Annotated in this window: 10 protein-coding genes; 1 reads left to right on the top strand and 9 read right to left on the bottom strand. The window is 71.7% G+C overall.

What is annotated here, in order from left to right; genetic code table 11:
* The 5 genes from C2L59_RS21640 to C2L59_RS21660 form a co-directional block, all read right to left on the bottom strand.
* On the bottom strand, positions 1-1,418 hold a 1,418-nt coding region (locus C2L59_RS21640), incomplete at its 3' end, for a family 2B encapsulin nanocompartment shell protein (RefSeq protein ID WP_103351271.1).
* 12 nt (positions 1,419-1,430) lie between these two features.
* Positions 1,431-2,534: a family 2 encapsulin nanocompartment cargo protein terpene cyclase gene (locus C2L59_RS21645; RefSeq protein WP_199199183.1), complete on the bottom strand. Its 1,104-nt coding sequence runs from the start codon at positions 2,532-2,534 to the stop codon at positions 1,431-1,433.
* A gap of 28 nt (positions 2,535-2,562) precedes the next feature.
* Entirely contained in the window at positions 2,563-3,414 is an 852-nt protein-coding gene (locus tag C2L59_RS21650; protein ID WP_103351334.1) for a geranyl diphosphate 2-C-methyltransferase, read from the bottom strand.
* Positions 3,415-3,670: 256 nt separating this feature from the next.
* Complete coding sequence (locus C2L59_RS21655; RefSeq protein ID WP_103351335.1) at positions 3,671-5,218, bottom strand: multicopper oxidase family protein; 1,548 nt, start codon at positions 5,216-5,218, stop codon at positions 3,671-3,673.
* Positions 5,211-5,603 carry a hypothetical protein gene (locus tag C2L59_RS21660; protein ID WP_103351336.1) on the bottom strand — a complete coding sequence of 131 codons (393 nt, stop codon included), beginning with the start codon at positions 5,601-5,603 and terminating at the stop codon, positions 5,211-5,213. Before C2L59_RS21660 ends, C2L59_RS21655 begins: the two co-directional genes overlap by 8 nt.
* Positions 5,604-5,680: 77 nt before the next feature.
* On the opposite strand from C2L59_RS21660, the gene C2L59_RS21665 reads away from it, so the two are divergent.
* Positions 5,681-6,562, top strand: a complete 882-nt coding sequence (locus C2L59_RS21665; protein ID WP_103351337.1) for a LysR family transcriptional regulator — start codon at positions 5,681-5,683, stop codon at positions 6,560-6,562.
* Here C2L59_RS21665 and C2L59_RS21670 read toward each other — a convergent pair.
* The 4 genes from C2L59_RS21670 to C2L59_RS21685 all read right to left on the bottom strand — a co-directional run.
* On the bottom strand, positions 6,531-7,361 hold the full coding sequence (locus C2L59_RS21670) for a carbohydrate ABC transporter permease (RefSeq protein ID WP_103351338.1): 831 nt from the start codon (positions 7,359-7,361) through the stop codon (positions 6,531-6,533). The two genes, C2L59_RS21665 and C2L59_RS21670, sit on opposite strands and share 32 nt — an antisense overlap.
* Complete coding sequence (locus C2L59_RS21675; protein ID WP_103351339.1) at positions 7,358-8,263, bottom strand: carbohydrate ABC transporter permease; 906 nt, start codon at positions 8,261-8,263, stop codon at positions 7,358-7,360. Before C2L59_RS21675 ends, C2L59_RS21670 begins: the two co-directional genes overlap by 4 nt.
* Complete coding sequence (locus C2L59_RS21680) at positions 8,260-9,594, bottom strand: extracellular solute-binding protein (protein ID WP_103351340.1); 1,335 nt, start codon at positions 9,592-9,594, stop codon at positions 8,260-8,262. Before C2L59_RS21680 ends, C2L59_RS21675 begins: the two co-directional genes overlap by 4 nt.
* A 61-nt stretch (positions 9,595-9,655) precedes the next feature.
* A partial coding sequence (locus C2L59_RS21685) for a DUF3152 domain-containing protein (protein ID WP_233223617.1) occupies positions 9,656-10,462 on the bottom strand: 807 nt, incomplete at its 5' end.

Raw genomic sequence — 10,462 nt, forward strand, 5'->3', positions numbered from 1 at the left:
TACTCCTCCCGGCCGATTTCGGCGGCTTCGAGGACGGCGAGGGCGTCGGGGACGAGGACGGCGGCGGAGTAGTAGGCGGAGACGAGGTAGGAGATGATGGCTTGTTCGTTGATGCCCATGAAGCGGACGTTGAGGCCGGGTTGGTATTCGTCGGGCAGGCCGGTTTGGTGGAGGCCGACGACGCCTTGGGCTTGTTCGCCGGTGCGCATGAGCAGGATGGAGCTGGTGCGGGTTTCGGTGACGGGGATTTTGTTGCAGGGCAGGATGGGGATGCCGCGCCAGGCGGGGACGTGGTGGCCGCCGTAGTCGACGCTTGCGGGGTAGAGGCCGGCTTTGGTGCATTCGCGGCCGAAGGCGGCGATGGTTTTGGGGTGGGCGAGGAAGAAGCCGGGGTCTTTCCAGACGAGGGTGAGCAGGTGGTCGAGGTCGTCGGGGGTGGGTGGGCCGGTGCGGGTGGGGACGCGTTGGGCGAAGTCGGCGTTGTGGAGGAGCCCGAAGTCGGTGTTGTTGATCAGTTCGTGTTCCTGGCGTTCCCGCAGTGCCTCGACGGTGAGGCGGAGTTGTTGTTCGATCTGGTTCATGGGCTGGTTGTAGAGGTCGGCGACGCGGGAGTGGACGCGCAGGACCGTCTGGGCCACCGATAGTTCGTATTCGCGGGGGCGGGCTTCGTAGTCGACGAAGGTGGAGGGGAGGACGGGTTCGCCGTCGTGGCCGGAGGCGAGGGAGATTTCGGCTTCGCCGTGGTCGTTGCGGGCGGTGTCGCTGTTGCGGGCGAGGTAGCTCGCCAGGTGGGTTTGGAGGGTTTGGGAGCGGGCGAGGACGTCGTCGAAGTCGTGGCGGGGGAGGGTGAGGACGGTGGTGGTGGTGACGGCTTTGGCGGTGAATTCCCAGATGCCGTCGTGTTGGGTGAGGGTGGTGTCGCCGAAGTAGTCGCCGTCGGCGAGGGTGCCGAGGACGACTTGGTCGCCGTAGGCGCCGGTGCCGGTTTTGGTGATTTTGCCGTGGGCGATGAGGTGGACGTGGTCGGCGGGGGAGCCGAATTCGACGAGGGTGTCGCCGGGTTGGTAGTCGTGTTGGGTGAAGCGGGCGGCGAGTTCGGTGAGGACGTCTTCGTCGTCGTAGCCGCGTAGGGGGGCGAGTTCGCCGAGTTCGGGGGGGATGACGCGGACCTGGGCGCCGGTGGTGGTGAAGGTGACGCGGCCGTCGCCGACGGCGTAGGAGAGGCGGCGGTTGACGCGGTAGGCCCCGCCGGAGACTTCGACCCAGGGGAGGAGTTTGAGGAGCCAGCGGGTGGAGATGCCTTGCATTTGGGGGACGGATTTGGTGGTGGTGGCGAGGGTGCGGGCGGCGGCCCGGCTCAGGCTCGACGGCGCCTGTTCGTCGGTGTTCAGGGCATCCACCGGATCGGTTACAGTCAAGGCAAACCTCGATCACTGGTAACGGGGATTGGTGGCGTGCCAGGTGAAGCCGCCACCCATCCAGGACCGGACGCCCACCAGGAACCGCTGCAGCTCCGGCGACGGCACCGCCAGCAGGTCCCGGTGGCCGTCCTCGAACTCGTGGACGATCCGGTTGTGCAGCTCGACGGTGGCCTCCACCGCCTCTTCGACCGCGCAGCCGCGGTCCGCGGCGATCTGCAGGACCATGTTGCAGACCGGCTTCTCGTCGGCCGCGTCCTTGGCCACCGAGTGGAGGTCATTGACCAGCACCGACGCCGTGCCGGCCCGCATCATCGCCTCGCGCACGCGCGGGTCGTAGTAGAACGGCGCGGCCAGCTCGTAGCCGCCGACGGCGTCGACGAGGGTCATCGACGTGTAGAAGCTGTCGTGCTGGCGGGCCGCCAGATACTCCCACGCCGGCGGGTAACTGCCGGTGTGGCGCCACGCCGCGTAGGCGTCCCAGCTGACGAACATCGAGAACGTCGCGTAGCAGACCCGCTGCACGAGCACCGGCGAGCCGTGCCGGCCCAGGTGGTCGATCGCCGAGTGCAGCCCGACGAGGATCGGGTCCGACTTCAGGGCCTCCTCGAGGGGCGCGGAGAACTCCCCGGCCGGCGCGACCGGGTCCATGGCCGCCATGACGAGCGCCAGGCGCGGCGGCAGTTCGGTCGGCGCCGCGCCCAGCGTGCTGTCGTCGGCGTAGTAGTCGTCGGCCGCCCACCAGACGGCGTTGAGCTGCGCCGCGACGAGCAGCCGGTCCGGGTCGTCGCAGTCGGCGTGGGCGAGCATCGCCAGCCGGCCGAAGCCGGCCCCGGCGATCTGTTCCAGGCCCTTGCCGGTGAACCCGCAGTCGGCCGCCCACGCGACCAGCCGCCGGTCCACCTCCACGGCCAGGGCGTCGTCGACGCGGCCCACGACCGGGCAGTACAACGGCGGTGCGCTGCCGTCACCCCACGGCAGGTACGCGTAGGCCGGGTCCGGCCCCGGTGCCGGCGCGAACCGCGTCGCGATCCGCGCCGCTGATGTCCCGAGGCCGAACGGCCCCGCCGGCAGGCCGGCGGGGTTCTCGTTCGTCCACTGTGGACACGCGGTCATGGTGGTCTCCTCGGGCACCGGCCCCGCCTCAGACGCGGTCGGCGGCGATGAGCAGGTAGTGGAAGCTGCCTTCGCGGTAGGCGGTCAGGAACGGGTCCTCGATCCCGGTGGCGACCGACGACTGCGCCCGCAGCTCCCAGTACGGGATGGTCGCCGCGGTCAGGTCGACGACGCTGATCGGGACGAACCCGTTGGCCGCCAACGCCTTGAAGTAGTCGCCGCGGGCGTGGATGTTGCAGATGTAGTGCTGGTCGATCTGGCTCACCGCGCGCGACCGGCCGCCGGTGACGTCGTTGTAGCACCCGGTGATCGTCACGTACCGGCCGCCCGGCCGCAGCTGCCGCGCGTGCTCGGCGAACAGGTCGTGCAGGTCCACGTACATCGTGCTCTCGTTGTTCCAGATGCCCTGGAACGCCCCGGATTCGAACCCGGTGTCGAGCATGTTCCGCAGGTGGTAGCGCACCGAGCCGTCGATCCCGCGCTGCCGCACGTGCGCGTTGGCGAACCCGACCTGCTGCTCCGAAATGGAGATGCCGTCGACCTGGCAGCCGAACCGCAGGTGAGCCATCACGCTGGTGCCGCCGCGGCCGCAGCCCGCGTCGAGCAGCCGGTCCCCCGGCGCGATCGGGCCGAGGTGGTCGAGCAGGACCTCCGCCTGCGCGGTCTCGAGCCGGTGCATCTCCGCGATGATCGCTTCGTCGCGGGTGGCTTCCGGGGCTTCGAGCACCGCCGGGTCGTAGTCGCCGAGGCCGTAGTGGTGGTGGTACAGACCGTCGACGTCGCCCAGCCGGAGGTTCACCGGATCCTTTTCGGCGTTCCAGTAGGCGGCCACCGACTGCTGGTACGCGGTGCGGGCCACAGGCTGGTCGAGAGCGGTCATCAAGCAACTCCTCGCTGGCGTTTGCGTTGGGAGGCAACGGAAGCCCGGCCGCCGACCCGGCGGCCCGGCTTCCGTCCCCTCGCCGTCGACGCTAGTGCCGGGAGTTTCACGTGGACAAGAAGCTTCACTCGGGGTGGCAAAGCGTGGCCCGTCCGGCTCAGCGCGACCCCCGCCGGGGTGCGCAGCGGGGTGGGCGCAAGGGCCCCGTTCGAGAGCGGGGACACCTCGTCCGGCTGACGGTTCGCCACCGTCCGTGTCAGGTGATCTCGAGGTTGGCCATCATCCCCATGTCTTCGTGTTCGGCGTTGTGGCAGTGGAAGAGGTACCGGCCGCGGTACCCGTCGAAGCGCGTGACGATCTCGGCCGCTTCCCCGGGCCGCAGGGAAACGGTGTCCTTCAGCCCGGCGTCGTGCGGCAGCGGTGGCCGCCCGCCGCGGGAAAGCACGCGGAAGCCGGCGAGGTGCAGGTGCACGGGGTGGTGGACGTCGGCGACCAGCCGCCACACCTCGACGTCGCCGAGCCGGGCGGTGACGTCCGTGCGGGCCGGGTCGAACGGCCGCCCGTTCACCAGCCAGCCGTGCCCGTCGCCCAGGCGCCCGGCGCGGAAGGAGAAGTCGCGCACCCGGGCCGGACGGTCCCACGACGGCAGGTCCGCCGAGAGGACGGCCGGGACGCGGCTGTCGTCCCGCGCGCGGCGCGCGACCCGGAAGGCCATGACCTCGGCGGTGCGCCCGGAGCCGAGCCGGTTGACCAGCCGGACGCGGCCGCCGACCGGGACCTCCGCGAAGTCGACGACGACGTCGTAGCGCTCGGCCGGTCCGACCGGCAGGGCCGCGTGGGTGACCGGCGTGGCCAGGAGCCCCTGGTCGGCGCCGATCTGGACGAGCGGGAGCCGCCGCCCGTCGTCGGCGGCCACCTCGAGTTCGTAATGCCGGGCGTTCGACGCGTTGAGGATCCGCAGCCGGTACCGGGCCGCGTCGACCTCGTGCACCGGCCACGGCGCGCCGTTCACCAGGAGCACGTCGCCGAGCACGCCGCCGAGGTAGCTGTCCCGCACGCCCGGCCGCGCCCGCAGCGTGCCGTCCAGCGACGGGTAGTCGAACGTGCCGTCCGCGGCGAACGCGCGGTCGGCGATCATCAGCGGCAGCTCCCGCGGCCCGGACGGCAGGCCCAGCGCTTCCTCGGCGTCGTCGCGGACGAAGTGGAACCCGGCGAGGCCGCGCCAGATCGCCGGGGCCGTGAAGTCCATCCGGTGGTCGTGGTACCAGAGCGACGCCGGCCGCTGATCGTGCGGAAACGTGTAGTCCCGGGTCAGCCGGGTCCGCACGGCGCGCGGGTCGGGCATCGCGTGGTGGCCGTCCACCCAGGTCGCCGGCAGGACGAGGTCGGTCGGGTACCCGTCCGAGGCGGCCGGGGTCCGCCCGCCGTGCAGGTGCACCACGGTCGGCACGGGCAGCTCGTTGCGGTGGGTCACGGTGATCGGCCGGCCCCGGCGAGCCTCGATCGTCGGACCCGGGAACGTGCCGCCGTAGGTCCACATCGGCGTCCGGATCCCGGGCAGGACCTCGACGTCGGCGACGCGCTGGGTGATCTCGTAGCGGCCGGGGGCGACCGGCCGGAGCACCCCGGGCACCGGCAGCGGAACCTCGAACGCGGGCGGCAGCGGGACGGCACTGCGCAGCTCGGCGCCGGTCAGGGCCGGGCGTCGCGCCAGCGCGGCCGCGGTGGACAGCCCGGCGGCGGCCAGCAGCCCGAAACCCCCGCCGAGGCGCAGCGCCTGGCGCCGGGTCAGCCCGTCACGCATCGACGACCGCCGGGGGACGGCGCCACACCGCGATCGTCAGCACGACCAGGGCCACGATGGTGAGCACGCCGAGGGGGAGGTGCAGCCACAGCGCACCGTCCAAACCCGCGAAGTACTGGACCGTCTCGGCGGCCACCAGCGCCAGTGTGCCGAGGAACGGCCACGCCGACCGCAGCCGGACCCACCCCACGCCGGCGACGACCAGCTGCAGCACGGCGATCGAAGACACGACGTCGGCGCCGGCCAGGTGCAGCCGGAGGCCGTCGTAGTCGCCGCTGAGGTACACGCCGGCGAACACCGGCTGCCCGGCGATCGCCACGACGTGGGCCGCCGTCACGGCCCGCAGCGCCCAGCCGGCGGGCGGGGTCTTCCCGGTGGTTTCCACGGTTCGAAAACTATGACCGGACGGCTATCTTGTCTAAGATCAATATCGCTATGCCGTTATGACCCGGGAGGCATGAGGTGGAACTGGGCGCGCTGCGGCAGTTCCTCGTGGTGGCCCGGCTGGAACACCTCAGCCGCGCGGCCGAAGAGCTGCGCGTCGCCCAGCCTTCGCTGAGCCGCACCATCGCCCGGCTGGAGAACGAGCTCGGCACGCCGCTGTTCGACCGGGCCGGCCGGCTGCGGCTCAACGACGCCGGAAAGCTCTTCCGCGGCCACGTCGAACGCGCCCTCGGCGAGCTCGACGCCGGCCGCCGGGCGGTCGCCGAAGCCACCGGCGAGGGGTTCGGGACCGTGCGGCTGGCGTCGGAAACGTTCCTCACCCTGATCGGCCCGCTCGCGGCGTTCAAGCGGGCCCACCCGGCCGTCGAGGTCGAACTGCAGCAGCTGCCCGCCGCCGGGATGGCGCGGGCGCTGCACGCGCGGGAAGCCGATCTTTGCGTGGTCTCCCAGCCGATCCCCGCGGACGGCCTGGCTTCGGCCGAGCTGCTCGACGAGCCGGTGTGGCTGGCCGTCCCGCTCGATCACCCCCTGGCGGGCCGCACCTCCGTCCGCGTCGACGAACTCGCCGGCGAGCCGTTCATCACCACCCGCAAGGGACACTGGCACCGCCGGCTCCTCGACCGGCTCTTCGCCGCCCGCGACCTGACGCCGAAGATCGCCTTCGAAGGTGACGAACCCGGCACGATCCAGGAACTCATCACCGCCGGCCTCGGCATCGGCCTCAACCCCGCGATGGCCGGGCGGGTCGCCGCGCGGACCCCGGTCGCCTGGCTCGCCGTCGACAGCCCCGACTGCCGCCGCACGATCACCCTGCACTGGACCGCGGACGGCACGCTCCCGGCCGCGGCCCGGCTGCTGCGCGCCACGCTCACCGGGTGGGCCTGGCACCCTCCGTCGTGATCCCGGCGAGGAAGTGGCGCTGCGCCACGAAGAACACGATCAGCAGCGGCACGGTCGTGATGACGCTTCCCGCCAGCACGATCTCCCACCGCTGCTCGCCGGCCTGGCCGAACTGGTCCGACAGCGCCTTGAGCCCGCGGGGCAGCGTGTACAGCGCCGGATCCCGCAGGTAGATCAGCGGCTTGAGCAGGTCCGACCAGCTGGCCTTGAGCTCGAACACGAAACTCACGATCAGCGCCGGCCGGCACAGCGGCACCGCGATCCGCCAGAACAGCGTCCAGTGGCTCGCGCCGTCGACGCGGGCCGCTTCGAACACCTCGCGCGGCAGGCCGAGGAAGAACTGGCGCAGCAGGAAGATGTAGAACGCGCTGCCGAACAGGTTCCCCGCCCACAGCGGCACCTGCGTGTGCGCCAGGCCGACGCTGTTCCAGATCAGGTAGACCGGGATCATCGTCACCGCGGCGGGCAGCATCATCGTGGCCAGCACCAGGCCGAAGAGCGCGTTGCGGCCCGGGAAGCGGAAGTAGGCGAACCCGAACGCCACCAGCGAGCTGGTCAGCGTCACGGCCACCGCGGCGGCGAGCGACACCACCACGCTGTTGACCAGCCAGGCCGCGACCGGGGCCGCCCGCCAGATCTCGACGTAGTTGTCCCACGCCCAGGTCCGCGGGATCAGCAGGTTGTCGAAGACCTGTGCGCGCGGCTTCACCGACGCGCTCAGCAGCCAGCCGAACGGGTAGAGGAACAGCACGGTCGCGGCGGCCAGGCCGCCCCAGCGGAAGACGCGGCGGGCGGTCACCGGTCACCGCCCTGGTAGTAGACGAACCGGCGGCTCAGCCGCACCTGCACGAGCGTGATGGCCAGGATCACGACGAACAGCAGCCACGCCATCGCCGAGGCGTAGCCGAGGTGCAGGAACTCGAACGCCTGCTGGAACAGGTAGATCAGGTAGAACAGCGCGGCGTCGTTGCTGTAGGTCGCCGACGCCGCGGAGCCGTAGAAGGCGGTGTAGGCCTCGTCGAACGACTGCAGCGCCGCGATCGTCTGGACGATCAGGGTGAAGAACAAGGCCCCGCTGATCATCGGCACGGTGATCCGCCGGAACCGCTGCCACGGCGACGCGCCGTCGAGCTCGGCGGCTTCGTACAGCTCCCGCGGCACGCCGCGCAGCGCGGCCAGGTAGATCACCACCGTGCTGCCCACCGACCACAGGTGCATGAGCACCAGCCCCGGCTTCACCCACGGCCCGTCGGTGCTCCACTGCGGCCCGTCGATCCCGGCCAGCCCGAGCACGGCGTTGACCAGCCCGACCTGGCCGTTGAACAGGATCAGGAACAGCACGCCGACGGCGACCTTCGGGGTGATCTCGGGCAGGTAGAACACGGTGCGGAAGAACCCGGCCGACCGGTGGCCGGCGCGCGTGAGCAGGGCCGCCAGCGCGAGCGAGACGGCCATCGTGGCGGGCACCGACATCACGGTGTACACCAGCGTGTTGAGCAGGCTCTTGCGCACGGCCGGGTCTTCGAGCAAGCGCCGGTAGTTGGCCCAGCCGACGGCGTCCGGCGGGCGAAGCGCGTCGTAGTCGGTGAAGGAGAGCACCAGGCTGGCGACCATCGGGACCGCCATGAAGACGACGAACCCGATCATCCACGGCGACAGGAACGCATACGCGGCCCAGGCTTCCCGCGTGCGCCGCCTCACCGGTGGGCCACCGCGGCGTCGAGCGCGCGCTGGGCCTCCTGCTGGGCCTGCCGCAACGCGTCGGCGGGCTGCTGTTCGCCGGACAGGACCCGGTTCACGGCGTTCTGCCAGGCCGTCTTGAACTCCGAGCCGGCCGGGGACGCGGGCATGGTGAAAGCGTGGTCCTGCGCGCGCAGGACGGTCTGCACGGCCGCGTCGAACGCCGGCCGGTCCTTCAGCTGCACCAGGCCGCCGAAGATCTCCTGGTCGGCGACGCGGTTGCCGGTGTAGACCCCGGTGAACGCCTTGCCGGCGGCTTTGCGCTTTTCCGCGCGCGCCTTGGCGGCGGCGACCCAGGTGGGTGCGTCGGTCATGGTCTTGATCCACGCGCAGGCCTGGTCCTTGTGGGTGCTGCCGGCGGGGATGACCCAGGCGCTGCCGGTGACCCAGTCGATCGGCGCGCCGGTGGTGTCGGTGAACGGCGCCGCGGACACCCGCACGTCCGGCGAGTAGTTGGCGAGGACGTTGAGGTACCAGTCGTCCATCAGGGTGGCGGCCAGCTGCCCCTGCTTGAACGGGTTCTTCTCGCCGAAGAAGTCGAACGAGTCGCGGAACGCCTTCACCGCACCCCAGCCACCCTGGACGTCGATCAGCGACTTGGCGTAGGCGACGGCTTCGGCCAGCCGCGGGTCGTCGAGGTGCGCGGTGCGGCCGTCGTCGCTGAGCATCTGCACGCCGTTGGCTTTCGCCCACAGCGGGAGGAATTCCGGGATCTTGGGGTCGAACCCGATGCGCGACAAAGTGCCGTTCGTGCGGGTGGTGAGTTTCTGCGCGGCCGTGGTCAGGTTGTTCCGGTCGGCCGGGGAGACGTCCTGCGGCTCGAGCCCGCCCGCTTCGACGGCGGCGTCGTTCACCAGCAGGACCCGGTTGTCGTAGAACTCGGGCAGGCCGTAGACCTTGCCGTCGAGGGTGACCTCCTGCAGCGCGGCCGGCCGGTACTGGCCGACGTCGAGATGCTGCTTGGCGATGCAGTCGGTGAGGGGTTCGAGGGTGCCGCGGGCGGCGTAGGTGCCGAGCAGCTGCCGGTCGAGGTAGACGAGGTCCGGCGGCGTGTGCGAAGCGACGGCGGCGAGGAACTGCTGCGCGTCGAAGGCGCTGCCGCCGATCTTCACCGTGGCCGGCGCGATCGCCTTGCCCGCCAGGTCGGCCCGGGTGGTGGCGATCTCGTCGCCGAGGCCGAACCCCATGGTCGTGAGGGTGGCCGCGGCCCCGGAGTCACCGCCGCTGCCGACTCCGCCGCACCCGGTGAGCAGCACGACCACACCCGCGCCGGCCAGAAGTTTCCGCACCATCGCACACCCCTCCCAGAGGGGCGGAAAATACCCACCCGGCGGGCGGTCCAAACCAGTGCGGTCAGTGCGGGTCGGTGACCCAGGGGTTCGGGCGGCAGACGGCCCCGTCGGCGGGGACGTTCGCGGCGGCCCCGGGCTCGGCGCGGTTGAGGTTCGCGAGGTAGGTGTTGGAGAGCCCGAAGGTCTGCTGCATCATCACCGGCGCCGGCGCGCCGGGGGCGGGGCAGCCGACGTGGCCGAGGCCGAGCGCGTGCCCCATCTCGTGGTTGACGGCGTAGGCGCGGTAGCCGGCGAGGTCGCCGTCGTAGGAGTGGGCGCCGCGCAGCCACCGGGCGAGGTTGAGGACGATCCGGTGGTCGCGGGTGAGGCGGCAGGAGGAGTCGAAGGGGATGGTGAAGCCGCAGAGGTCGGGGCGCCGCGCGGTGCCGGGCGTGGTGAGGCTGATCCGCACGGCGGGGTCGGCACCGGGGTCGCTGAGCCGCCGGAAGGTGACTTCGCCGAGCCCGGTCCAGCCGCGGGGATCGGCGAGGATCGCGTCGACCTCCCCGGCGAAGGCGGGGGCGTCGACACCGTCTTCGATTTCGACGGTGTAGGTGAGAACCCGGTCGCCGGTGCCGATGTCGTGGTTCGCGCCGGGCACGACGCGCCAGGTCCCGGCCCCGGATTCGGTGACGGGAACCCCCTCGGGCAGTGCGGCCGGCTCCGGCGCGGGAGTGGCGCGGCTGCTGGGGGCGTGGGTGGCGGGTTGCGCGGAGGCCACCCCGGAGATCCGCCGAGGCTCGGCGGCCCGCGGCGTGAGAAGCAGGCCGAGGGCCAGCGCAACGGCGAAGACGAGCACGGCGGGCGGCCACCACGGCGAGGGCGCCGG

This window comes from Amycolatopsis sp. CA-128772 (genome assembly GCF_002904295.1).
GTDB lineage: Bacteria > Actinomycetota > Actinomycetes > Mycobacteriales > Pseudonocardiaceae > Amycolatopsis.

Coding starts and splice junctions, on each gene's coding strand:
- C2L59_RS21645 (WP_199199183.1), bottom strand. CDS start 2,534: ATGACCGCGTGTCCACAGTGGACGAACGAGAACCCCGCCGGCCTGCCG.
- C2L59_RS21650 (WP_103351334.1), bottom strand. CDS start 3,414: ATGACCGCTCTCGACCAGCCTGTGGCCCGCACCGCGTACCAGCAGTCG.
- C2L59_RS21655 (WP_103351335.1), bottom strand. CDS start 5,218: ATGCGTGACGGGCTGACCCGGCGCCAGGCGCTGCGCCTCGGCGGGGGT.
- C2L59_RS21680 (WP_103351340.1), bottom strand. CDS start 9,594: ATGGTGCGGAAACTTCTGGCCGGCGCGGGTGTGGTCGTGCTGCTCACC.